Annotated in this window: 20 protein-coding genes; 17 read left to right on the top strand and 3 right to left on the bottom strand. The window is 52.4% G+C overall.

Going from position 1 to position 25,140, the window contains the following annotated elements; genetic code table 11:
• The first annotated feature begins 6 nt into the window (after nt 1–6).
• Nucleotides 7–1,131, top strand: a complete 1,125-nt coding sequence (dnaJ, locus tag LDO05_RS06535) for a molecular chaperone DnaJ (protein ID WP_251378055.1) — start codon at nt 7–9, stop codon at nt 1,129–1,131.
• 144 nt (nt 1,132–1,275) lie between these two features.
• Here dnaJ and LDO05_RS06540 read toward each other — a convergent pair whose 3' ends face one another.
• Both LDO05_RS06540 and LDO05_RS06545 read right to left on the bottom strand, forming a co-directional pair.
• Nucleotides 1,276–1,554, bottom strand: coding sequence for a YxcD family protein (locus LDO05_RS06540; protein ID WP_251378056.1), 279 nt, complete (start codon nt 1,552–1,554; stop codon nt 1,276–1,278).
• A gap of 2 nt (nt 1,555–1,556) precedes the next feature.
• Complete coding sequence (locus tag LDO05_RS06545; protein WP_481857048.1) at nt 1,557–1,970, bottom strand: hypothetical protein; 414 nt, start codon at nt 1,968–1,970, stop codon at nt 1,557–1,559.
• Nucleotides 1,971–2,203: 233 nt separating this feature from the next.
• On the opposite strand from LDO05_RS06545, the gene LDO05_RS06550 reads away from it, so the two are divergent.
• From LDO05_RS06550 to LDO05_RS06580, 7 genes are all read left to right on the top strand, one after another.
• Complete coding sequence (locus LDO05_RS06550; RefSeq protein WP_251378058.1) at nt 2,204–2,572, top strand: hypothetical protein; 369 nt, start codon at nt 2,204–2,206, stop codon at nt 2,570–2,572.
• Between the two features lie 31 nt (nt 2,573–2,603).
• Entirely contained in the window at nt 2,604–2,777 is a 174-nt protein-coding gene (locus tag LDO05_RS06555; RefSeq protein WP_251378059.1) for a YfhD family protein, read from the top strand.
• Nucleotides 2,778–2,903: 126 nt separating this feature from the next.
• Nucleotides 2,904–3,869 carry a 50S ribosomal protein L11 methyltransferase gene (gene prmA, locus LDO05_RS06560; RefSeq protein ID WP_251378060.1) on the top strand — a complete coding sequence of 322 codons (966 nt, stop codon included), beginning with the start codon at nt 2,904–2,906 and terminating at the stop codon, nt 3,867–3,869.
• Between the two features lie 3 nt (nt 3,870–3,872).
• Nucleotides 3,873–4,556 (top strand): site-2 protease family protein, encoded by a 684-nt coding sequence (locus LDO05_RS06565; RefSeq protein WP_251378061.1) that lies wholly within the window; start codon nt 3,873–3,875, stop codon nt 4,554–4,556.
• Between the two features lie 100 nt (nt 4,557–4,656).
• On the top strand, nt 4,657–5,421 hold the full coding sequence (locus tag LDO05_RS06570) for an RsmE family RNA methyltransferase (RefSeq protein WP_251378062.1): 765 nt from the start codon (nt 4,657–4,659) through the stop codon (nt 5,419–5,421).
• A 4-nt stretch (nt 5,422–5,425) separates the two neighbouring features.
• Nucleotides 5,426–6,766: a tRNA (N(6)-L-threonylcarbamoyladenosine(37)-C(2))-methylthiotransferase MtaB gene (mtaB, locus tag LDO05_RS06575; protein ID WP_251378063.1), complete on the top strand. Its 1,341-nt coding sequence runs from the start codon at nt 5,426–5,428 to the stop codon at nt 6,764–6,766.
• A gap of 162 nt (nt 6,767–6,928) precedes the next feature.
• Nucleotides 6,929–7,360, top strand: coding sequence for an NUDIX hydrolase (locus tag LDO05_RS06580; protein WP_251378064.1), 432 nt, complete (start codon nt 6,929–6,931; stop codon nt 7,358–7,360).
• Between the two features lie 66 nt (nt 7,361–7,426).
• Here the strand turns inward: LDO05_RS06580 and LDO05_RS06585 are convergent, their stop codons facing one another.
• Nucleotides 7,427–8,416: a Na/Pi cotransporter family protein gene (locus LDO05_RS06585; RefSeq protein ID WP_251378634.1), complete on the bottom strand. Its 990-nt coding sequence runs from the start codon at nt 8,414–8,416 to the stop codon at nt 7,427–7,429.
• Between the two features lie 128 nt (nt 8,417–8,544).
• Here LDO05_RS06585 and LDO05_RS06590 point away from each other — a divergent pair, with 128 nt between their 5' ends.
• The 9 genes from LDO05_RS06590 to LDO05_RS06630 all read left to right on the top strand — a co-directional run bounded on the left by LDO05_RS06590 (nt 8,545) and on the right by LDO05_RS06630 (nt 25,120).
• Nucleotides 8,545–9,921 (top strand): class I SAM-dependent rRNA methyltransferase, encoded by a 1,377-nt coding sequence (locus LDO05_RS06590; protein WP_251378065.1) that lies wholly within the window; start codon nt 8,545–8,547, stop codon nt 9,919–9,921.
• A gap of 282 nt (nt 9,922–10,203) precedes the next feature.
• Nucleotides 10,204–13,764 (top strand): helicase-exonuclease AddAB subunit AddB, encoded by a 3,561-nt coding sequence (gene addB, locus LDO05_RS06595; protein ID WP_251378066.1) that lies wholly within the window; start codon nt 10,204–10,206, stop codon nt 13,762–13,764.
• Entirely contained in the window at nt 13,761–17,669 is a 3,909-nt protein-coding gene (gene addA / locus LDO05_RS06600; protein ID WP_251378067.1) for a helicase-exonuclease AddAB subunit AddA, read from the top strand. The genes addB and addA overlap by 4 nt, the downstream gene beginning before the upstream one ends.
• Nucleotides 17,670–17,715: 46 nt before the next feature.
• Nucleotides 17,716–18,900 (top strand): exonuclease SbcCD subunit D, encoded by a 1,185-nt coding sequence (locus LDO05_RS06605; RefSeq protein WP_251378068.1) that lies wholly within the window; start codon nt 17,716–17,718, stop codon nt 18,898–18,900.
• Nucleotides 18,897–22,331: an AAA family ATPase gene (locus LDO05_RS06610; RefSeq protein WP_251378069.1), complete on the top strand. Its 3,435-nt coding sequence runs from the start codon at nt 18,897–18,899 to the stop codon at nt 22,329–22,331. Before LDO05_RS06605 ends, LDO05_RS06610 begins: the two co-directional genes overlap by 4 nt.
• 174 nt (nt 22,332–22,505) lie before the next feature.
• A complete protein-coding gene (locus LDO05_RS06615; RefSeq protein WP_251378070.1) occupies nt 22,506–22,865 on the top strand; it encodes a histidine triad nucleotide-binding protein in 360 nt (119 codons plus the stop codon).
• 135 nt (nt 22,866–23,000) lie between these two features.
• Nucleotides 23,001–23,174 (top strand): 30S ribosomal protein S21, encoded by a 174-nt coding sequence (rpsU, locus tag LDO05_RS06620; protein ID WP_005547957.1) that lies wholly within the window; start codon nt 23,001–23,003, stop codon nt 23,172–23,174.
• 16 nt (nt 23,175–23,190) lie between these two features.
• Nucleotides 23,191–23,634 (top strand): GatB/YqeY domain-containing protein, encoded by a 444-nt coding sequence (locus tag LDO05_RS06625; protein WP_251378071.1) that lies wholly within the window; start codon nt 23,191–23,193, stop codon nt 23,632–23,634.
• A gap of 124 nt (nt 23,635–23,758) precedes the next feature.
• Nucleotides 23,759–25,120: an NfeD family protein gene (locus LDO05_RS06630; RefSeq protein WP_481857049.1), complete on the top strand. Its 1,362-nt coding sequence runs from the start codon at nt 23,759–23,761 to the stop codon at nt 25,118–25,120.
• Nucleotides 25,121–25,140 lie beyond the last annotated feature (20 nt).

Here is a 25,140-nt window from a genome sequence, read left to right on the forward strand (position 1 = left end):
GAACAATTGGCTGAGAAACGCGATTACTATGAGGTCCTGGGCCTCGGTAAAAGTGCTTCTGACGAAGAGATCAAGAAGGCTTATCGTAAGCTTGCGCGTCAATATCATCCAGACGTTAATAAAGCTGCCGATGCAGAATCGAAGTTCAAAGAGGTTAAGGAAGCTTATGATGTCCTCAGTGATTCGCAGCAGCGGGCCCGGTACGACCAATATGGACATATTGATCCGAACCAAGGTATGGGCGGAGGCTTCTCCGGCGACTTCGGGAGCGGGGGTCTAGGTGATATCTTTGATATGTTCTTTGGTGGCGGCGGAGGAAGAAGAGATCCAAATGCTCCGCAGCGGGGAAATGACCTGCAGTACACGATGACAATTGAGTTTAAGGAAGCGGTGTTCGGCAAAGAGTCGGATATTACAATTCCACGCACCGAATCCTGTGATACCTGCTTCGGATCCGGGGCCAAACCTGGAACGAAACCGGAGACTTGTTCGGTCTGTCATGGTTCCGGACAACAGGAAGTGGTTCAGAATACGCCATTTGGCCGTATGGTGAACCGCCGCCCATGCAGCCACTGTGGTGGAGCAGGGAAGATCATCAAAGAAAAATGTTCAACCTGTCACGGCAACGGCCAAGTGAAGAAGCAGCGCAAGATTCATGTGCGGATTCCTGCTGGTGTCGATGATGGCGCTCAGCTTCGCATGTCTGGAGAAGGTGAAGGGGGTCTGCGCGGGGGGCCAGCGGGCGATCTGTATATCGTAATCCGTGTGAAGCCGCATGACTTCTTCGAGCGTGAAGGAGACGATATTTACTGTGAAATTCCACTCACTTTCGCACAGGCAGCTCTAGGCGACGAGATCGAAATTCCAACCCTTACAGAGAAAGTAAAGCTCAAGATTCCGGCAGGCACTCAGACAGGTACTTATTTCCGGTTAAAGGGAAAAGGAGTACCCCGGCTGCGCGGCATGGGACAGGGCGACCAGCATGTTAAGGTCGTTGTAGTCACTCCAAGCAAGCTTACTGATGACCAGAAGGAACTACTTCGTCAATTCGCAGCTCTCGAGGGCGAGCATACGCATGAGAATGAGCAATCGTTCTTTGATCGTGTAAAGCGGGCCTTTCGCGGAGATTAGAGGATAGACTAACTCAAAAAGAAGCTGTTCTACAGTTCGCAAGTCTGTAGAACAGCTTCTTTTGTCTGCTTCGCGTGAGTCATTCAGATATACATACAACAGCCCCCTGCAATCGCAGGGGGCTTGTCTTGTTCAATCATCGATTTAGTTGGCGATTCTAGCGGTAATCTCCTCATCGAGATCGAGTGTTACATCTTCCCGGAATACCCGGAGACCATATTCGGTATGCGTATACAGCAATATGGCTTCAATGATGTTGGCTTCGACAAGATATTGGCTTCTCCCATTTACCCACACCTCGGCGGTATAGCCGGTATCTTCATCCCAGGCTAGCTCAACCTGGACATCGGTAGGACGAACGTCTTTGCGCTGAGCCATATGAAGACAGATCGCGTTGATGATTTCATCCATACTGAGAACCATACTTAGTATCTTCCTCCACGGTGATCGTTATATCTTGGCTTCCTGAACTTCCGGAACAAAGCAATCCCGATCATAACGACTACATAAATAGCAAGCAGGTTGATCAATAGACCAAAGATACTGCCTAGAGCACCCATATTAGAGAACAATCCGCCGAAGAGCATTCCTGCAAGGCCACCAATCATCAGGCCCTTCATAAATCCTCCACCGCTGAAGAATCCGCGGTTAGCTGTTTGTCCAGAATTTGTATTCTTGTTCGTAGTGGATCCTGAATCTTGAGATTTCTTCGGTGTGTTGGTGTAGGAACGGGAACCGGATTTAAATCCTCCACCTGAACGCTTCGCATCCACTGCATGCGGAACTGTGAATGCAAAGAACAGAGTGAACGCCATAACCACAAGCATTAATTTCTTCATCATTTGAGTCTTGAAGCCTCCTATAAAGATATAGTGTATTTTGTCTATAACATTTAATACGGAGCGGGCAGGAATCGGTTTCGTTTTCTATAGAAAAATAGTTTTCCCTGCAAAACACATTTTATTTGCCGAATAAATTGGCGTTGTGCGCCGCATCCTAATTCTCCAGAGAGTCTGTGAACTGGCATCACAGGACAATGAAGGGAAGATAACTGGAAAGGTGGACGAAAGACATGACAGAGAAGAATATCCTGGCTTACTTCAAGAGTCCGGAAGAGGCCGAGGGAGCCAAGCGCAAGCTTCAGTCTCTCCGGGTTGTAGACATGTCCATAACCCGCTTCAGCCGCTACCCTGGAGAAGGTTATGATCCCGCAAATATGTTCTCGGGAGATTGGACCTCCCTAGCCTCCCTTACCCAGAATGCGGAGATCACGAATCGTTCAGCTGGAATTTTGGCTGCAGCAGACCCAGCGGCCAGCGGAATGAGCGATGGAGGGCAAGGGGGGCCGACCGGGAGAGACATCCTCCTGACCGTTGTGGTAGAGGAAGATTCTCATCACCAGGCCCTGCGAATTGTTGAAGAAGCCGGTGGCATGCTATAGTGACAGCCCTATATATAAAGGAGTGGACAAAGTGAACAAGAAGCCCGCATATATTAAGCGATTTACAGGCAAGATCCCTCAGAATCTTAAAGGCAGCTATCTTGATGTGGAATTCTCTGAGGAGCGCGCCGATCAGGAGGACTGGGAAGCGCTGCAGCGGAGTGAACGGGCCGATGCCCGTCAGCATGGTAACCGTTTGGTATAGCATAAGCCTGGAACCCCAACCGCCGAATTTTATTCCGGCGGTTTTTTTGCGGAAGAATTTTGTCTCGCTTCTAAATGTATAGTACAATGAGAGTTATGCAATTAGGAAAGAGGAGGCATTTAACTCATGAATTGGAGAGAGTTAACTATACATACAACAGAAGAAGCGGTGGAGATGATCACCAACTTTATGCATGAAGCTGGTGCAGGTGGGGTCTCTATTGAAGAATCCATACATAACAGCAAGCTGCAGGATCTATCTTACGGACAGTGGTATGAACTGGAGCCTAATGATATTCCCGAAGGGAAAGCCAGAGTGAAGGGGTATTTCCCAGAGACAAGCAGCGTTGAAGAGGTGTTAGAGGAGATCAAGCCCCGGATTGAAGAACTGAGAGATTTTGGTGTAGATGCTGGCGAACTCAAATATGAGATCAAGGATGTCCATGAAGATGACTGGGCGAATAACTGGAAGCAGTATTTCAAGCCTCTGCGTGTATCAAGACGCCTGACGATCAAGCCAACATGGGAGCAGTATGAGCCAGAGACACCAGAAGAGCGTATCATTGAGCTGGACCCCGGTATGGCCTTCGGAACAGGAACACATCCGACAACCGCGCTGTGCCTAAGAACGCTGGAAGGCGTTATCCGCGAAGGAGACGAGGTTGTGGACGTGGGAACAGGCTCCGGGATATTGGCGATTGGAGCTGTAAAGCTTGGCGCCAAGCATGTACTGGCGATTGATCTTGACCCTGTGGCTGTGGCAAGCGCAAGGGAGAATACACTGCTTAACGGGCTGAGCGATCAGATTACTGTCCATGAAAGTGATCTGCTGTCCGTGCTTAAACAGGGTACCGAAGGACTGGGCATCAGCCTGCCGGTGCGGGTCGTGGTGGCTAATATTTTGGCCGAGATTATTCTGCTGTTCATTGAAGATGTATACCAGGCTCTCGAGCCGGGGGGATATTATATTGCTTCGGGAATCTACAAGAACAAAGAGAAGCTGGTCGAAGACGCTTTGATTGCAGCAGGATTTGAAATAACGGAAACGGGCCGTGAAGAGGATTGGGTAGCTTTCGTGGCCAGGAAGAGGTAACGCATGGAATTCTTAGATAGACTATTTCGCTTTCCTGTAGAGCAGCTCCCCTTCTTTCTTACGGCACTGGTTATCGCATTTACGGTACATGAATTTGCGCATGCTTATTTTGCGAACCGGTTCGGGGATCCTACGGCCAAGCTGCTAGGCCGGGTAACGCTTAACCCGGCTGTTCACTTCGATTTTCTCGGCGTATTGATGCTGCTGATCGCAGGGTTCGGCTGGGCCAGGCCCGTCCCGGTTAACCGGGACAACTTCAGTAACCCCCGCCTTATGGGGATTATCGTATCCGCTGCGGGTCCAATCAGCAACTTGCTGCTGGGTATTATAGGGACTTTGATTTACGCGGCTTTGTTCCATTTCGGGGTTATGAATTCGTTGTGGTTAGATAGTGAGCCGACCAAGCTGGCTCAGGCCATCTCCGCCTTCTTCTATTACTTTAACTTAATGAATTTCTTCCTCTTCTTGTTTAATCTAATCCCACTGCCCCCACTGGACGGTTATCGTATTATTGAGGATCTTGCACCCCGCTCGATGCTGGGCAGATTGCAGCAATTTGAACGCTGGGCCATCTTTGTTTTCCTGCTTATTCTGTTTGTTCCTCAGCTGCAGCGGTACACCATTACGCCGCTGTATGATGCGGCAAGCTCGATGTATCTGAGGCTGTTTCATCTCGTCTCAGGGTAGGCTGACAGGAATACGCTGGGAGAGTGTTTTTCACACTGGTCAGCCTAAGCCAAAAGTTGTATGATGTACTTTGATGATTTTGGACAAGGATGGTTGAGACATGCAGCGTTATTTCATTCCGTCTGAACAGTTCGGAGAGACTTCAGTAACGATTTCCGGTGAAGATGCCAGACATATTGCCCGGGTAATGCGGGGTAAGGCGAAGGATAAGGTTATTGTAAGTGACGGCGTCTCGAAAGAGGCAATTGTCGAGCTTCAGACCATAGAGCCGCTGGAAGTTCAAGCGGTAATTGTTGAACATCTCTCACTGTCCCAGGAGCCTTGGCTCCAGGTGACTGTGGCTCAAAGCCTGCCTAAGGGCGATAAAATGGAAATGGTTATCCAGAAATGCACCGAGATCGGTGCAGTTTCTTTTGTGCCTTTTTTGTCGGAGCGAACCATTGTTCAGTATGATGCCAAGAAGGAAGAGAAGCGGATTACCCGTTGGCGCAAGATTGCCAAGGAAGCTGCCGAGCAGGCTCACCGCAGCAAGATACCCGAAGTTGAACAGGCGCTGACCTGGAGACAGCTTATGGCGGGCTTCCCTGTCTACGATCTCATCTGTATTTGTTATGAGAAGGAGAATGGCAAGCACCTTCGCGACGTGCTGAAGCCTTGGTCCGAACAGCTGGACAGGGACCATAAGTATCAGATTTTGATTGTGGTTGGACCGGAAGGTGGATTCACCGAGAAGGAGATTGAAGAAGCCGAGTCGGCAGGTGCTGTATCTGTTGGACTTGGCCGGCGTATTCTTAGGACGGAGACGGCTGGAATGGCCGCCCTGACATGTATGCTTTACGAAACCGGAGAAATGGGGGGAGCATGACAACATGCCATCCGTAGCATTTTACACTTTGGGCTGCAAAGTGAACTTTTACGATACTGAAGCCATCTGGCAGCTGTTCAAGAATGAAGGCTATGAACAGGTCGATTTCGAGCAGACAGCTGACGTATATTTAATTAACACCTGTACCGTAACTAATACGGGAGACAAGAAGAGCCGGCAAATTATCCGTCGTGCGGTCCGCCGCAATCCGGATGCTATCATAGCAGTAACAGGATGTTATGCTCAGACTTCACCTGCTGAGATTCTTGATATTCCCGGTGTAGACCTTGTCATTGGTACACAGGACCGGGACAAAATCATGCCTTTCATTCAGCAGATTCAAGCTGAGCGTCAGCCGATTAATGCGGTGCGCAACATAATGAAGACCCGGGAATTCGAGGAGCTGGATGTGCCTGATTTCGCAGACCGTACTCGGGCCTTCCTCAAAATCCAGGAGGGCTGTAACAATTTCTGTACCTTCTGCATCATCCCTTGGTCCCGCGGGCTATCACGAAGCCGTGAACCGCAAAGCGTAATCAAGCAAGCACACTCTCTAGTTGCTGCAGGATTCAAAGAAATCGTTCTAACCGGGATTCATACTGGTGGCTATGGCGATGATCTGGAGAATTACCGCTTGTCTGATCTGCTGTGGGACCTCGATAAAGTAGAAGGACTTGAACGGATCCGTATCAGCTCGATTGAAGCAAGTCAAATTGATGAGAAGATGCTGGACGTGCTGAAGAACTCCAGCAAGATGTCCCGGCATTTCCATATTCCGCTTCAAGCGGGAAGTGATGAAGTGCTGAAGCGCATGCGCCGCAAATATACAATTGCCGAGTTCGAGGAGAAGATCCGGTTAATCCGTGATTTCATGCCGGATGTGGCGATTACGACAGATATTATCGTAGGCTTCCCTGGTGAGACGGATGAGTTGTTCCAGGAAGGCTTTGAAGCGATCAAGAGAATCGGGTTCTCGGAGATGCATGTATTCCCCTATTCCAAACGCACAGGTACTCCCGCAGCGCGAATGGAAGACCAGGTGGATGAGGAGATCAAGCATGCGCGCGTACACGATCTAATTGATATGTCTGAGCAGATGCAGCTTGCTTATGCGGAGAAATTTGTAGGCCAGGTTCTTGACGTAATACCTGAACGCGATGAGAAGGGACTGTGCGGCCCTGGCAAATTGATGGGTTACAGTGACAACTATCTGCAAATTTTGTTCGACGGACCCGAGGAGCTTCGAGGTGAAGTCTGCCGGGTTAAAGTAACGAAGGCGGGTGTAAATACTTGCGAGGGGCAGCTGGTTCGTGTCCTTGGTACTGCGCCCGAAGCGATTGCCTGATACAAGGGGACTTTAGGCTGGGGTGCATTCATGGACCCTGGCTTGGCTAGACTCCATACAATTAAGTGGTGGAATAACAACAAGGATTTCAACCCGCTGCGGGCTGAAATCCTTGTTGTTCAAATACAAAAGATATGCGTGACAAGAAGGAGGCCTGACAGCATGTCATTCAAAGAGATATCCGCGGGCGGGATTGTGTACCGCCGTGTTCAGGATCAGCTGCAGATTCAGCTGATTACCGACCGATATGGCAAGATCTCGTTCGCTAAAGGAAAAATGGAACCCGGCGAGACAATCGAGCAGACTGCGCTTCGGGAGATTGTGGAGGAGACGGGAGTAACCGGGCGGATTGTACAGCCCATCGATATTATTGCGTATACTTATCAGCATCCCCAGCATGGTAATGTGGACAAAGAGGTGCACTATTATCTTGTTGAATGTGTGAGCGGTGATCTGCGGGCACAGGTGGAAGAGATTCGCGGTGTAGCTTGGTACGAGCCGGGAGAAGCCTGGGAGAAGCAGCAAAAATCCGGTTACGACAATAACGATTTTATACTGGAAAAGGGTCTTAAGCTGTTGGGCGTTGAACTGTAGACATTGCGCTTAATGCGGTGAAGTGAAGGGCCCCAGGGGGCTGTTGCGGGGAGCCAGCTTAAGTACCTAGATCGCTTTTTGGCCTGGCGGCTGCCCTTCGCTTAACTTCCATATAGGCAGGTAGCAGATTGGCAGAGCAAGAAGGGAACAGACGACGTTGAACAAGGTCTGGCTATGGGCAATTTGGGAAGCGGGGTCCTCCGTGATCCATGCCGAGACGGCTTCCAAGCCATGAACAAAGGGAAGGAACAGAACCGCTCCTCCCAGATTGAGGATGATATGCGACCAGGCAACAAAGCTTCCTGAGCGGGTACCTCCAATGGAGGCGATTAGAGCAGTTACGCAGGTTCCAACGTTTGCGCCAATCACCATGGCTATCCCGAGTTCCACGGGCATTGCCCCTGTTCCTACAAAAGTCATCGCCATCCCGATCACAGCCGCGCTGCTGTGGACCAGAGCTGTTAATATAGCTCCTGCGGCTGCACCCCATAGCAAGCTGTCTGACGCTCTCCTAATGAGCCAGTCCAGGATACCGGCAGCTTCGAGTGCGGGGCTGACCGACTGCATCCATTGAATAGCAACCAGGATCAAGCTGAAGCCTGCTGCGGCCAACGCTCCGTACTGAACGGCTCTAAGTTTCGGTGTAAAGTTCCTTCGGGATCCGAGCATTTCTTCAGCCAGAATCGAAGCTGCCCAGCATACGGCAGAGACAATCAGCATGGGAACCCCGATTTGGGTGAAATTAAAGGCTATAAGCTCCGTGGTCAGACACGTGCCGATATTTCCCCCGAGTATGATCCCAAGCGTTCGCGCGTAAGTTAAGAGGCCTGCATTCACAAGCCCGATTGTCATCACGGTGACGGCCGTACTGCTCTGCAGCACGGCGGTGACCAAGGTGCTGAATATCATCCCCTTCAAGGGTGTGATTGTGGATGCGTTCAGCAGCTTGGTCAGCAGAGGGCCTGCCCATGCATGAAGGGCGGACTCCATAATTTTCATACCGAACATAAAGAGGGAGAGTCCGAGTGTCAGTGGGATAATAATTTCACGAAGCAGCAGGATGAATCCCTCCTTCTGTGTTGTTGCAAGCGTCTTACTGTTAAGTTATGCGGAGAGTAATACAAGCATGACAAGCCTTGAACTGGCTTGAGTTATAATTTATGAAGAAAATGGAGTGATATTTGTTGGCATCCGTAATCTTGTCGCGCAGCCGGAGAAAGAGGCTGGAACAGGGACATCCCTGGATTTATAACAATGAGATTGAGACCATTGAAGGGGAAGCTCAGCCGGGTGAGCTGGTTGAGATTCTGAATCATCAGCGCAAATATCTGGCGACAGGATACTACAACCCCAAGTCCCAGATCACAGTAAGAGTTGTGTCTTATCAACCGGTTGAGGAGATGGATGAGGCCTTCTTCACCAGAAGGTTCAAGGAATGTCTCCAGCTGAGGGAACGTTTTGTGTCTGAGAATGCATACCGTCTTGTGTATGGCGAGGCTGATTTCCTGCCCGGGCTGGTTGTCGACCGCTTTGGCGATGTACTCGTCATCCAGGTATTAACTCTTGGAATGGATCTTCGTCGTGATCAGATCGTTAAGGCACTGGTTGAGGTCGTGAAGCCTCAGGGTATCTATGAACGAAGTGATGTCAGCGTACGTGAGATGGAGGGGCTCGAACAGATCAAGGGGCCGCTGTACGGCACATGTCCACGGCATGTGACCGTAATGGAGAATGGCCTGGTTATCTCTGTTGATATTGAAGAGGGCCAGAAGACAGGCTATTTCTTCGATCAGCGAGAGAACCGCGCCTCCATTGAACCATTGATGACAGGCTGGGGAGCCCGCAGCGGGATTACTCTGCAAGAGGCTGCTGGCGACCAGGGTGAGACCAGGCTGATTCCAGTCAACAGCAAGGGCAAAGAAGTTACTTTCCCATACTGGGATGGGGCAACAGTACTGGAGTGTTTTTCCCATACGGGAAGTTTCACTCTGCATGCGTGCAAATACGGTGCGAAAAAGGTTACCTGTCTGGATATCTCGGCCCATGCAATTGAGAGTGCCAAAGCCAATGTGGAGCTGAACGGGTTCGGTGAACGTGTGGAATTCGTTGTTGCCGACGCTTTCGACTATCTTCGTGAACAGGTAAAAGGGGCAGATGAACGTAAAGCCCGGGCCCAAGCTGCAGCAAGCAAGGCTGATACTTCGGTGCCAATGACTGCGGGCGGCGGACGTACATGGGATGTGGTGATTCTGGATCCGCCAGCCTTCGCCAAGACGAAGAGCGCGGTTAAGGGAGCTGTCCGGGGTTATAAGGACATTAATCTGCATGGAATGAAGCTGGTAAATGAAGGCGGTTATCTGGTAACGGCAAGCTGCTCGTACCATATGCGCCCTGAGCTGTTCCTGGAGACTATTCTCGATGCGGCAGCCGATGCCGGCAAGGTGCTTCGTCTGGTGGAATGGCGGGCAGCAGGCAAGGACCACCCGCAAATTCTGGGCGTTGAGGAAGGGCATTATCTGAAGTTCGCTGTCTTCGAGGTTCGAAGCAAGAATAGTCTATAAAACGCTTGCCGCGTACGTTGAAAGTTATAGTAAAAAGGGCTCTCGATTTAGTTGAGAAGCCCTTTTTTATTTGAAGCCCACAGATTACTCTTTTGGCGGCGCACAGCAGCCTATATCTACCTGATATTCCAACCCTATCGCAGCGGCGGGTTCCTGAGCCTGGACCCAAATTTTACAAACATACGTTCTCTACTTAAGGGACTCTATGTGATATAATAGGAGGCATATTTGTCCGTGTAAGATTAGCGGATATAGACGGGAATTTGGGCAGGAGGCCTGTAAATGTCACTTCAATTTATCATTGGCCGGTCCGGCAGCGGGAAGAGCAGCCTGGTGCTGGAACAGGTTCGTACGAGACTGCGCGAGGACCCGATGGGCCCTCCAATCATTATATTGGTTCCTGAACAAGGAACATTTCAAATAGAACGCGCGCTCACAGAGAGCGAAGAGTTAAGTGGAACCATCCGGGCTCAGGTGCTTGGCTTCCGCAGGTTAGCGCTTCGGGTTATGCAGGAGACGGGCGGTTCAGCTCTGATTCCTATTAGTGATGAGGGAAAAAGGATGCTGCTGTACAAAATTATGCGGCGCCGCAGAAATGAGCTCAGATTGTACAAGAATGCGGGGGATCAGCTGGGGCTGATTGACCGCTTGAATACACTCTATACCGAGTTCAAGAAGTATGCCGGAGATGCTGCTGTGCTTGAATATCACCATTCCCAGCTTCAAGGCACCGGAGAGGAGTCCTCTCTGCTTAAGGACAAGCTGCACGATCTGTCGCTGCTCTATAAGGAGTTTGAGGAGGAACTGTCGCATCATTACGTGGACGCAGAGGATCATGTGATCAAGCTGGCTGAAGGTGCGGCTAAATCTTCCTTTTTGAGCCATGCCGAAATTTGGATCGACGGCTTCTATACATTCACCCCGAAAGAATATGAGGCGATTGGGCAGCTCATGAGAACGGCAGCCAAGGTACGGATATCGCTGACGCTCGACAAGCCTTATGACAATGGAACGCCGCCCCATGATCTTGACTTGTTCCATCCCACAGCATTGGCTTACATGAAGCTGAGAGCCCTGGCCGAGTCTCTGTCCGTTGAGGTTGACGACACAGTGGTATTAGATACCAAGCCATTCCCACGGTTCGTTCAGAGCGAGACGCTTGCTCATCTGGAGTCCGCTTATGAGCGGCGTATCCGGTGGAAAGGGGAGCTTCCTTCGGATTTCCGCCGCAGCCTGAGCCTGCACGCAGCACCTGACCGCAGGGCGGAAGTGGAAGAGACCGCCCGTGCCATTCGTAATCTGGTGCAGGAACACGGAGCCCGGTGGCGGGATATGGCGGTATTTGTGAGAAATATAAGCGATTATGAACATATCGCGGCTTCAGTATTTGAGGATTATGATATACCTTACTTTCTCGACCAGAAACGTTCGATGCTGCATCATCCGCTTATTGAATATGTTCGGGCTTCCCTGGATGTGGTGCAGAAATATTGGAAATATGATGATGTGTTCCGCTGTGTCAAGACAGACTTCGTACTCCCGTTAGATGAATCAATTACGAGAAGTGATATGGACGCGCTTGAGAATTATGTTCTGGCAAGCGGGATTCACGGGTCCAGATGGACGGATCAGCGGCCTTGGAAAGGAAGACCAAGCCTCTCGCTCGAAACTTTGGCCGCTGCAGAAGAAGCCTCAGGTTCGAGCGGCATGGTTAGGATCGAGCTCTGCCGTCATGCGATTGCCGTTCCTCTAGGGGCATTTGAGAAGCGGTTTAAGAAAGGGAAGACCATTCGCGAGAAGTGCGAAGCCGTCTACCGTCTTCTTGAGGACATTGAAGCTCCGCAGCGGCTGGATCTGCTTGCTCACCGTGCTCTTGCGAAGGGGCATCCCCAGGAGGCGATGGAGCACAGGCAGCTGTGGGGAGCTATCCTTGACCTGCTTGATCAGATGGTTGAGATGATGGGCGATGAGACATTAAGCAATGAGATCTTTGCAGGGATTCTGAACACGGGTCTGGAAGGCCTCAAGCTGGCTCTGGTACCGCCTACTCTGGATCAGGTTCTGATCGGCTCCACCGACAGAACACGTACCAGTCATGTGCGGCATGTCTTCCTGCTTGGGGTTAACGAAGGTGTCATGCCGTCTCTGATTCAGGAAGAAGGAATATTGACGGATCAGGAGAGAAGCGTGCTGGCGAAGACAGGAATGCAGCTCTCACCAGGGATTACACGCCAGCTGCTGGATGAGAGGTTTCTTGTCTATCATGCACTGTCCGCTGCAAGCTGCTCGCTCCGGGTGAGTTATCCGTCCGCAGATGAGGACGGGAAGCCGCTGCTGCCTTCCGAGGTGATTAGACATCTATACACTATATTCCCTGCTCTGCGCGAAGGGATTCAGGAACGGACAGCTTCAAGAGAAGAGACAGATGACTTGGCAAGAATCACTTATCCATCCCCGACACTTACGGAGTTGATCGGCCAGCTGCGCCTATGGAAGACGGGAACGGAAATAGCACCAGTCTGGTGGGAAGTCCTGGAATGGTATAGAGCTAGGCCCGAGTGGAACGGGAAGCTGCGTCAACTGCTTGGATCACTCGAGTACCGTAATCGGACCCATACCCTAACGCCGAATACCAGCCGCAAATTATACGGGAAAAGACTGCGGACCAGCGTCTCCCGGATGGAACGGTTCGCATCCTGTCCATTCTCTCATTTTGCCTCACATGGATTGAAGCTTAGAGAGCGGCAGCTCTACCGTCTTAAAGCTCCGGATATCGGTCAGCTCTTCCATGCGGCATTAAGTGCGATGGCGGTTACCTTCAAGGAACAGAACCGAAGCTGGGGCAGCCTGTCTTCTGATGAATGTGTGAGGGAAGCCGAAGCGGCAGTGGACAAGCTGGCTCCCAAGCTGCAAGGAGAGATTCTGTTAAGCTCGAAGCGGTACGGCTATATTTCGCGCAAGCTTAAGAACATCGTCGGCCGCGCTTCTGTAATTCTTGGGGAACAGTCACGCCGAGGAAGCTTTGAGCCAATCGGGCTGGAGCTTGACTTTGGACCTGGGCGCACGCTTCCCCCGCTGACATTCGAACTGCCGAACGGCTGTGTTATGGAGATTGTCGGACGGATTGACCGCGTGGATATGGCGGAGGGCGAGCAGGGGCTTCTGCTGCGAGTCATTGACTATAAATCGAGTCAGACCGACCTCAAGCTTCATGAGGTGTATTACGGTCTATCCCTTCAGATGCTTACCTACCTGGATGTGATTATCAGCTCGGCGGAAGAGTGGCTCGGACAGTCTGCTGTACCGGCCGGCGCCTTGTATTTCCATGTGCATAATCCTCTGCTCCAATCTGCCAATGGGCTGGATCCGGAACAGGCTGGACAGGAGCTGCTGAAGAGGTTCAAGATGAAAGGCCTCCTGATGGCCGACAAGGATGTCGTATCCCGCATGGATGGATTGCTGGAGAAAGGCTATTCGGACATTCTCCCTGTTGCCCTAAAAACAGACGGGACATTCTACAGCAGCGCATCTGTGGCTACGTCCGAACAGTGGGATACGCTCCTTCGTTCGGTGAGAAATACCATCAAGGGAATAGGTACACGAATTACCGAAGGTGACGTTGCCATCGAGCCATACCGGATCGGGCAAGAGACCGCATGCACGCACTGTTCTTACAGACCTGTGTGCCAGTTTGATGAGACGATGGAAGATAACAAGTATAATATGCTGACCAAACCGGACAAGGAGCAGACGTGGGATCTGTTAGGGGAACGCAGCCGTCAGGCGGATGCGTCCTGGCTGCCTTCCGGTGAGGTCCGGACTATAGAGGAGGGACTGGAATGAGCATTCCCAAACCGCCTGGAACTAAATGGAGTGATGATCAGTGGAACGCCATCTCCAAGTCTGGGGGTAATATGCTGATTGCCGCAGCAGCGGGATCAGGGAAGACGGCGGTGCTTGTAGAGCGGATTATCCGCAAGATTACAAGTGTGGAAGCGCCGCTTAGTGTGGACCGTCTGCTCGTGGCGACCTTCACCAAGGCCGCAGCTTCTGAAATGCGGGAACGTATTCGCTCGGCTCTTGAGTCGCTGCTGGAAGAGGACCCTTCGAATGAGCATGTAAGCCGCCAGCTGGCTATGCTTGGCCGTGCTTCTATTACAACGCTGCATTCTTTCTGTCTGGAAGTCATCCAGCGTTACTACACCTTGATTCCGCTTGATCCAGGCTTCAGAATTGCTTCGGAAAGTGATGTGAAGCTGCTTCGTCAGGAAGTGCTTGAGCAGCTGTTCGAGGAGAAGTATGGCACGGAGTCTGAAGGAGGTGCTTTCCTGTCCCTGGTGGATTGGTTCAGCGGAGAACGCAGTGATGATGCGATGTTCCTGCTGGTTCAGCGGTTATATGACTTCTCCCGAAGTCATTCCTGGCCGGATCACTGGCTGCGTTCTACGGCTGCGTTATTCCAAATGGCCGACATGGAGCAAATGTCAGAGAGTCCCTGGGTAAAGTCGATCCTCGCCGATACCCGGCTCACCTTGAACGGGGTACGCGATCTGCTGAAGCAGGCAAAAGATATCGCATTATCTCCCGGCGGCCCCGCTCCTTATGCGGTCTCTCTGGATGAGGATCTCGAGGTGGTTGAAGGCCTGCTTGAGGCGGCCTCCTATCAGCCTTGGGAGAACTTGTATCATGTATTCCAGTATTCTGGCTTCGGCAAGCTGAAGCCCTGCAAGAAAGATCAGACAGATCCGGTTCTTCAGGACCGTGTAAAAAACTTGCGGGAAGAGGCCAAGAAGACGATTATGGAGCTTCGGGGTCAGCTGTTCGGACGGCCTGCTGAGGATTTCGTGGCTGAGCTGCATCAGGCGGCTCCGCTGATGAATGAACTCGCAGAGCTTGTAATTGCTTTTGCCCAGCGGTATCAGGAAGAGAAGCAGGCCAAAGGGTGGCTGGACTTCTCGGACCTTGAGCATTATTGTCTGCAAATTCTTAGACATCCGGACTCTACTCCGGTGAATATAATCCCCTCTGATGCGGCTCTTGAATATCAAATGCAGTATGGGGAAGTTCTCCTGGATGAGTATCAGGATACGAACACGGTGCAGGAGGATATTGTACGTCTGATCTCCAGGGCCAATCCGGGCAACAGGTTCATGGTTGGCGATGTGAAGCAGAGCATCTACCGCTTTAGGCTGGCGGAACCTGGGCTGTTTCTGGATAAGTACCGGATGTATGGCCCGGATTTCACGGGTGAAGGGCTCCGAATTGATCTGGCACGCAATTTCCGCAGCCGCAGAGAGGTTGTCGGCGCCGTCAACTATCTGTTCAGACAGATGATGAATGAAGGGGTTGCAGAGATCTCTTATGATTCAAGAGCAGAGCTTGTCTATGGAGAAGGCTTCCCAGCGGGCTCACCGGATGATTCTTCCGGCTACATGCCCGAGCTGCTGCTCGTTGATCGAAGCAAATCTGACATGACGGCAAGTGAGAGTCTATCGGAAGTGAGTCCGGAGGATGAAGGCACTGCAGAGGACGCAGCCGAGCTCGAGGCGGTCAGGCTGGAAGCCCGCATGATTGCCGCTCGGATTCACGAGATGATGGGAGAGAACGGCAGGTCGCTGTATATCTACGACAAAACTATTCAAGATCATCGGCCCGTGCAATACCGGGATATGGTGATTCTTCTAAGATCCACGCTCTCCTGGGCCCCGGCCATGATTCAGGAACTGCGGCTTGAAGGAATTCCTGCATATGGCGAGTTAAGTCAGGGATACTTCCAGGCATCGGAAGTGGAGATTATGCTGTCTCTGCTTCAGATTATTGACAACCCCCAGCAGGATATCCCGCTTGCTTCTGTACTGAGGTCCCCGATCTATGGGTTATCGGAGGAGGAGCTGGCAGGAATCCGATTAGCGGCTCCGCAATCCGGCTTCTATGAAGCTGTCCAGACTGCGGCTTCCGCGGAGTCATCCAGTGAAGAGTTGTCCCGCAAGCTTGGCGGATTCCTCGCCCAGCTTGAAGGCTGGAGGACGGAAGCAAGACAAGGGGAGCTTGGACGATTGATCTGGAACATTTACAGAGAGACGGGGTATCTGGACTGGGTGGGAGGACTGCCAGGCGGAGCCCAGCGTCAGGCTAATCTGAAGGCGCTCTATGACAGGGCGCGGACCTATGAGCAATCCACCTCCTCCAGGGGGCTGTTCCGCTTCCTCCGATTTATCTCAAGACTGAAGGAGAATGGAGGGGACTTTGGCGCTCCGGGAACGGGCAATGATCAGAATGAAGGCATCCGCATTATGACGATTCATAAGAGTAAAGGGCTGGAATTCCCTGTCGTGTTCGTGGCCGGACTGTCCAAAATGTTCAACAGGCAGGATATGAATGCGCCGTTCCTGATGCATAAAGAGCTCGGATTCGGCCCGAAATTCGTTAATGCCGATACCCGGGTCAGTTATCCCACGCTGCCGAATCTGGCTATTCGCAGACGTGCCAATATGGAACTGCTGGCTGAGGAAATGCGGGTGCTCTATGTGGCTCTCACCCGTCCCAAGGACAAGCTTGTGCTGGTTGCCGCTGTTAAAGATCTGCCCAAGGCAGCAGCAGTCTGGAGTCAAGCGCTCCAGAATGGGGAAGAAATGCTGCCGGACTACATGCTCGCGAGGGGAAGAAGCTATCTGGACTGGATCGGTCCTGCCTTAATCCGCCACCCGGCAGCCTCTGTACTGAGAGAGCTCGCTGGTGCTGGCGAGGAGTCTGGGGCAAGGCTTATCGCTGAGCGCCTGGATTGGCGGATCGGAATCCTGTCTTCCCAGGATATGCAGAGACACGCCGCGGCAGCTTCAGAAGACATGGGAGAGACCGGCGAAGCTGGAGACAGGGCGGCGCTGCAGGCGTTGATATCCGGCCGTCCGGTTCTTGTCGGGAAGGGGCTGGATCCAGAATTGTCCGAGGCTGTTGCTTCCAGGCTGGGTTGGTCATATCCGTTCGAATCAGCCAGTCATATCCCCGCCAAGACTACCGTAACCGAGATGAAAGCCATGCTTGCGCTGCAAGATGATCCTCCAGTGAATATTCTGGAAGGACAAGCATTGCGGGAAGAGGTTATACAGGCTGCTGAGCCTGCTTCCTTCAAGCTTCATCTCCGGAGGCCCCAATTCATGGAGCAGCGGAGAATGACGCCCACGGAGCGGGGAACTGCGTACCATACGGTTATGCAGCATATTTCTTTTAACGCTGAAGACGTGGATCATGCTGCGGAGGAGACGACCCGCTGGCTTGTTCAGCATCAGATCATGGCTGAAGATCAGGCCCGGGAGCTTGAGCATGACAAGATTACCGGATTCTTGAAGAGTCCGCTTGGGCTAAGGCTCCGTGAAGCAGAGTGGGTCAAGCGTGAGCTAGCTTTCAGTTACGGAGTACAAGCCTCTGAAGCTTATCCCATGCTTAAGGGATTCGGGCTTGATGCTCATGATGACTACAGGCTTAAATTACAAATCCAGCAGGGACTGAATCAGGAAACTGTGCTTGTCCAGGGGATTGTGGACTGCCTGTTCTGTGTCGATGGAAGGTGGATTCTTCTCGATTATAAGAGTGACCGTGTGCTGGAGCATACAGGCGGCCTGAGCGCTTTGGCGGAGAAGTACCGTTTCCAGCTGGAGCTATACGGGAGAGCCATAGAGGAGATTACCGGGAACCCCGTGGATGAGAAATGGCTGTACTTCTTTGATCAAGATGAGGCTGTGAAATTATAAATACAGGCAGGGAAGGCATCTTGCCAGAATAGAGAGGGGGAAGACCATGCGGATTCTGCATACAGGAGACTGGCATTTGGGGAGAACGCTTGAAGGACGCAGCCGGCTCAGTGAGCAGATGATGTTTCTGGATGAGCTTGTGCAGTTGGCCAAAGACACCAAGGCGGACTTGATTATGATGGCGGGTGACGTCTATGACAGTGTCAATCCTCCAGCAGCTGCGGAAATGATGTTCTATGAGGCGGCGGCGAGGCTAACCGAGGATGGCAGACAGCTCGTTGCCATTGCGGGCAACCATGATCAGCCTGAGCGGGTAGCATCAGTCACGCCATTGGTTGCCCGCAGCGGGATTACCCTGGTAGGGCTTCCATCGTCAGAGCCCGTGCGGCTGCATGCAGCCAGAACAGGAGAAACTGCCGTCATCGCAGCACTGCCTTATCCATCTGAAGCGAGGCTCGGCGAGCTCCTCGCAGGTCAGGTGGATGAAGGCGAACTGAGATTGGCCTATAGTGAACGGGTGGGGCGTCTGATGCGCCTTTTGGGTCAGTCCTATAGCAAGAACACGGTGAATCTGGCCATGAGCCATATTTATGTTCTTGGGGGTCTGGAGTGCGACTCTGAACGTCCGATCCAGATTGGCGGTGCTTATACTGTCGATCCTTCGGCACTAGACATAGGCGCCCAGTATACAGCGCTCGGTCATCTGCACCGTGCCCAATCTGTCAAAGGGAATGGCATAATCCGGTACAGCGGCTCGCCGCTCGCTTACAGCTTCTCTGAAGCTGGACAAGCCAAGTCGGTCATGCTTATAGACGTGGAACCAGGGGGAGTACCGGTCACGGAGGAGATTTATCTGCGGAGCGGCAGACCGCTGGTCCGGTGGACTTGTACGGGCGGACTGGAAGAGGTTCACCGCTGGCTGGACGAGGGACGTGATGGGGATGCATTCATAGACTTGGAGATTCGTCTAACGAAGGCCATGTCGCTTGGAGATATCCAGTCCCTGCGTAAATCCCGTGAAGGGATTATTCATATCAGACCGGTGTATCCGGGCCGGGAGCTTGAGCAGACGGCAGCTGGACGCTCACAAATGCCGGTTCACGAGCTGTTCCGCAAGTTCTATCAGCGCCAGAGCGGAGGCGCAGAGCCTGAAGAGGAGCTGGTGGAACTGTTCATGCAGCTTGTCGCCGAGGATGAGCTCGCATCAAGCTTGGAGGATGACGCATCATGAAGCCTATTTCACTGAAACTCTCAGGTCTGCAAAGCTACCGTGAGCCTCAGGAGGTTGATTTCACGCAGCTGTGCGAGACTGGGCTGTTCGGCATCTTCGGTCCCACAGGCAGCGGCAAATCCACTCTGCTAGATGCGATTACCCTTGCCTTGTACGGTAAAGTGGAGCGTGCAGTTAATGGTACACAGGGCATCATGAATCATTCGGAGGACAGCCTCTTTGTCGCCTTTACTTTCGAGCTTATGTCAGCAGATGGGGCGGAATGTTACCGGGTTGAGCGCAGGTTCAAGCGCACAGGCGATGTCTCGATCAGCAATACAATCAGCCGCTTCATCCAGGTTCTTCCGGAAGGGGATCAGGTGCATGCTGACAAGCTGTCCGAGGTGACCCGCTGCGTTGAGGAGAAGATTGGGCTTAAGATGGACGATTTCACCCGGGCCGTCGTGCTTCCGCAGGGGAAGTTCGCTGAATTCTTATCTCTGAAAGGCAGTGAACGCCGGCAGATGCTCCAGCGCTTGTTCCATCTGGAGAAGTATGGCGATCATCTCGGAATGAAGCTCAGCCGCAAGGTCAAAGAGACCGACAGCCGGCTCAAGGAGCTGGCTGCGGAGCAGCAAGGGCTTGGTCTGGCTTCCGAGGAAGCCCTCCAGGAAGCCGCCGGGCGCCTGAAAGCGGCTGCGGCGGAGGCGGAGCTGCGCCGGCGCGAGCTGCAGGAGGCCGAGCGCCTCTACGAGCAGCTCGCCAAGCTGCGCGAGCTTGGCGCCGAGCTTGCGCAGCGCAAGCAGTCGCTCCTGCGGCTGCAGGAGCAGAGCGGCGAGGTCGCGCAGCTGGAGGCGCGGCTTGCGCAGGCTGCTGCCGCGGAGCAGCTGCGCCCCGCGCTCGGCGCGTGGCGCGACGCGCGGCGCCTGGCTGCCGAGCGCAGCGAGCTCGCGCAGCAGGCGGCGGCAGCCGCTGCGTCGGCGGAAGCTGCGGCAGCGCAAGCGGCCGAGGCGGCAGAGCTTGCCCGGCAGGCGCTGGCGGCTGAAGAGCCGGGTCTGCTTGTCCGGCTCGATCAGCTTGAACAGGCGAGGGGGCTGCAGACCGAGCGGGATGCGCTTAAGCGTGAGCAGGCAGGGCTGCAGTCCCGGCTCACCGAGGCTGCCCGTGCCCTGAGTGCTCTCACGGAGCAGATTACGAAGGAGGAGCTGCTTCTTGCCAAAGCGGTTCAGCGTCGACAAGAGCTGGAGCGGCGGCTTAAGGACGTGGAGGTTCCCTCTGTACTCAGGCGCAAAGTTCAGACGGCAGCATCGCTTAAAGAGCGGTTCATCGAGCTTGCATCCCGGCGGACCAAGGCTGATCATACTTCTTCTGATCTGAAGGAGCGACTGGTCAAAGCCGATAATGCACTGAAAGAAGCGCGGCAGCTTGAGAGTGTACAACTCGAATCTCGCAGTCAGGCTGCAGAACAGGCTGCCGGATTAATAGAAAGATTCTCTAGTCTGATGGAGATCTGCCAAGATGTGCTTGAGGGACTGGTGCGGCGTGAGCATACACTTCGTCATGCCGTGAAGTCCCAGGAGCTGCAGTTATGGTCTGCCCGGCTGGCCGAGCAATTAATTGACGGCGAAGCATGTCCGGTATGCGGATCGGATCATCACCCTATTCCAGCCGGACACGTTCTGAATGAGGCTGAGCAGCTGGAGGGTGAATTGGAGCAGATTGCAGCCAGCTTGTCCGCCACACGGGACATGAAATATAGTCTGTCCCGGGGATTTGACACCTGTCGAACCCTGCTGGAGTCTCTAATTCCACCAGGGGACCAGGAGGTTATGCTGCAGGCTGCTGCTGGGCATTCGACTGCCACTTTACCAAAGCTGGCTGAAGAAGACCATAAGTTCAACGAGCAGAAGACACATAAGGAATGGGCAGCGGAGATGAATAAGGCTCAGAAGGACTTGTCAACCGCCCAGGAACATCTTAAGCAGCTTCAGCAGGTGGTGAAGGAGGTTCGTGACAGTCATGACGCTTTACAGCCGCGTCTGGCAGGACTGAGTGCGGAACTCGCCGCGCTGCAGAATCAATTCGACCAATCCCTGCACATTCGGGATGAACTTGCTCGGGAGCAGACGGAGCTGACAGAGAAATGGAACCAAGAGCTGCCTGACTGCCAACTGGCTGATACGGACTCGCTGGTCAGGGACATCCATGAGAAGGATTCCGTGTCTGAAGATGTGAAGAAAAGACTTGAGCTCAGTGGACCCTTCATTGAAGAGAAGACTGTTCTGCTGCGCAGTCTGACTCAGGAAGCCGCAGAACTCGACAAGCAGCAGGTCCAGTTGCAGGCCCAGCTTGCGGGCAAGACTGAATTGCTAATAGAAAAGGAAGGGCGCCTGCATGTCTTGGCCGGAAATGAAGCGGTCGATAAGCTGCTTCTCGAGACGGCAGACCGTCTTGAATTGCTGCGAAGACAAGCTGCCGCTCTCCAAGAGCAGCATATGACAGCGGATCAGGTGAAGCAGGAGACGGCGAAGTCAAGCGCAGCGGCACAGCAGACTGCAATCGCTGCACTTGAACAGGAACAGCAGCTGCGAAGCGGCTTTGAGCAGCAATTGGAGATGAGCCCGTTCACCCGGGAGGAAGATACTGAGCAGGCTCTATTGGACCCGGCAACACGCGAGAAGCTTGAAGAACGGATTAGGACTCACCGTGATCTTGAACGTGAGCTCGCCATTCAGACGCGTGAGCTGGAGTCCAAGCTTGCGGGCAGACAGATTCATGAGGAAGAATGGGAGAGCTGCAAGAACAGACTGGCTGAGGGCAAGGCAGCCGATGAAATGGCTGTACAATCCAAAGCCAGAGCCGAGCGTGATCTTGAGGATATGGAGGTGCGTCACGTCCGCTGGAAGGAGCTTGAGTCAGATCGGGTCAAGCTTAGTCATTCTGCTAATCTGCTGAGCAAGCTGCAATCCAGTCTGCGGGGGAACGCATTTGTGGAATACATTGCCGAGGAACAGCTCATGAACGTCAGCAGGGCCGCTTCGCAGCGGCTAAGAGACTTGACCAAGCAGCGTTATTCCCTGGAGACAGACTCGGGAGGCGGATTCATTATATGTGATGATGCCAATGGTGGCATCAAGCGTCCGGTGTCTACGTTGTCTGGAGGAGAGACCTTCCTTACCTCACTAGCCCTGGCGCTTGCCTTATCGGCACAGATTCAGCTTAGAGGCCAATATCCTTTGCAGTTCTTTTTCCTGGATGAAGGCTTTGGAACGCTTGATCCCGAGCTGCTCGATACGGTGATCACTTCACTGGAGCAGCTTCATCATGATCATCTGGCGGTGGGCGTCATCAGCCACGTGGCCGAGCTAAGAGCGCGGCTTCCGCGCAAGCTGGTGGTAGTTCCGGCAGAGAATGCGGGCTCAGGCTCCCGAATTATGCTGGAGCATTTATAAACTAATAATGTACATTATGAATTGACGGGCACATGTAACGGAGGAATGATTCTGATTTCTGCGAAGCATGTGCTTCTTTTTTGTGTTGGTTTTCGGTATGATAGAAGCAGTTCAGGAACTGACGGTCTCGCCTTGCTCTTCAGGCGAAATCAAGAAAAGGAGGATACGACTACGATGGATTGTTTGTTCTGTAAAATTGCCGAAGGCTCTATTCCTTCGAACAAAGTGTACGAAGATGACAAGTTTCTGGTATTTCATGATATCCAGCCGGCGGCCCCTACCCATGTTCTGATTATACCGAAGAAGCATATTGCGACCATGAATGATGTGGCTGAAGAGGATCTGGCTCTCATTGGCGAGATGCACAAGGTTGCTCAGAATGCAGCCAAGAAGCTTGGTGTTGCGGAGAGCGGCTACCGGCTGATTAATAACTGTGGTCCTGATAGCGGACAGGCTGTGTATCATATTCACTACCATCTGCTAGGCGGAGCGAAGCTTGGGGCGTTGACCGGAATTTCCGGTTCACATGCCTGATTCTGGAACTGAATTTAACTGGATATAAAAAAGAAAGCCACTCACGGTTGACACCCTATTTCCTTTTCACCTATAATGAAAGTTGATGAACCGTGTTGTGCTCTTGGACGGTCTGGTCGGAGGGAGGGAAAACTGGTGTCTGAAACTAAAGTTCGCAAAAACGAGACTATTGATGCTGCACTTCGTCGCTTCAAGCGTTCCATTGCAAAAGATGGAGTCTTGGCTGAGGTGAAGAAACGCAAGCATTATGAGAAGCCAAGCGTGAAGCGCAAGAAAAAGTCCGAGGCTGCTCGTAAGAGAAAGTTTTAGGAGGATCTGAACTACCATGAATCTTAGCGAGCGATTGAACGAAGATATGAAGCAAGCGATGAGGAGTAAAGACAAGTTCAAGCTCTCCACCATTCGAATGGTTCGTGCAACGATTAAGAATCTTGAAATAGATTTGAAAAGAACTCTGGACGACAACGAAGTGCTTGATATCCTAAGTCGTGAAATCAAACAGCGCAAAGATGCCCTCCAAGAATTTCAAAAAGCAGGCCGTGATGATCTCGCTGCTCCTTTGGCAGAAGAGATCAAGATAATTGCCGAGTATCTTCCCGAGCAACTTTCTGAAGAAGAAATTAAAGTCATTGTACAGCAGACCATCCAGGAAACCGGTGCTTCTTCGAAAGCGGATATCGGGAAAGTAATGAGCGCGCTTATGCCCAAGGTCAAAGGCCTTGCAGACGGCAAGCTCGTTAATCAGGCAGTTCAACAGCTATTGCAATAACAAGTACGAAACACCCTCTAGTGATAGAGGGTGTTTTTTCATAATTGAAACGCAGCAAAACATCTTTCGTAGTACATAATAGGATTTGATGTTAATATTTACATAGGGGAGGGATCTTTTGGTGATGCGCAAGCTAAGGCTAGTTATGTTCCCGGCTGTGTTGCTGGTGCTGCTGCTCGTATCCGGCTTCGCACCGGCACTGCTGTCTAGTGTTGAAGCCGCTTCTGCTCCAGCTAAGATGAAGTCAGGAACGGTCTATGTTATTCCGCTGGATCAGAAGATTGAGTCAGGGCTTGAGAAGTTTCTTGTTCGTGGATTTAAGGAAGCGAAGGATCAGGGAGCGGCCCTTATTGTCCTCGAAGTGAATACGCCGGGCGGCCGTGTGGATAATGCGGAGAATATCGGGCAGCTGATAGCTGGGAGCCCGATTCCCACGGTTGCTTTTATCCAGGGCAATGCGGCTTCTGCCGGCAGCTATATCGCTCTGCATGCGGATAAGATTGCCATGCGGCCGGATAGTGCGATTGGAGCGGCAGCGCTTGTTGACGCTTCAGGGCAGACGGTGGACAGCCCCAAGGAGATCGCTTACTGGAAGAGCAAGATGAGCGCGGCAGCGGATCTTCAACGCCGGAATCCCAGAATTGCGGAAGGAATGGTCGATTCCTCCATCACGGTGGAGATGCCCGAGATTAACCGGACCAAAGAGAAGGGTCAGATTATCTCTTTGAGCAGCAGCGAGGCGCTAAAAGTAGGTTATGCCGATACGCTTGCAGACACCACGGAAGAAGTCATTCAGTGGATGGGCTACAGCGGTGAAGATACATTTCGGGTAGAACGGACGCTTGCTGAGAATGTGGCGATATTCCTCACGAACCCATTTGTGATGACGGCTTTGCTTTTTCTGGGCATTGCGGGAGTTGTAATTGAGCTGCTTGTGCCCGGCTTTGGAGTGCCAGGAATTCTCGGAGTGGTGGCTTTCGGGCTGTATTTCTTCGGTAACTATATCGCTGGATTTGCTGGACTTGAGACAGGTGTATTGTTCGTTATTGGTCTTGTGTTGCTGGCGCTAGAGCTGTTTATACCGAGCTTTGGGATTCTTGGCATACTGGGATCAGCCTGTCTGATTGCGGGGGTAGTCCGGGCTGCCTATGACACCCAGGACGCATTAACGTCTTTGGGCATTGCTTTTCTGGCTGCGCTAGTGGTGATCGTCATTGTTGTCTGGATATTTAAGGAACGGGGAATTTGGAACAGGTTCATTCTCCGTGACGAACTAACCAGTGATAAGGGTTATAGCTCCATACGGGAGCGGATAGATCTGCTGGGTCTTGAAGGAACCAGCCTTACTCCACTTCGTCCTGCAGGGACCGCTGTTATCGGAGGCGAGCGCATTGACGTTGTAACGGAGGGCGGGTTCATTAAAGCAGACATGCCGCTTAAAGTAATTAAGGTTGAAGGAACCCGGGTAGTGGTTGCAGAAATCTGATACATGAGGAATATGGAATG

The sequence above is a fragment of the Paenibacillus sp. YPG26 genome, assembly GCF_023704175.1.
In the GTDB taxonomy this organism is placed as follows: domain Bacteria; phylum Bacillota; class Bacilli; order Paenibacillales; family Paenibacillaceae; genus Fontibacillus.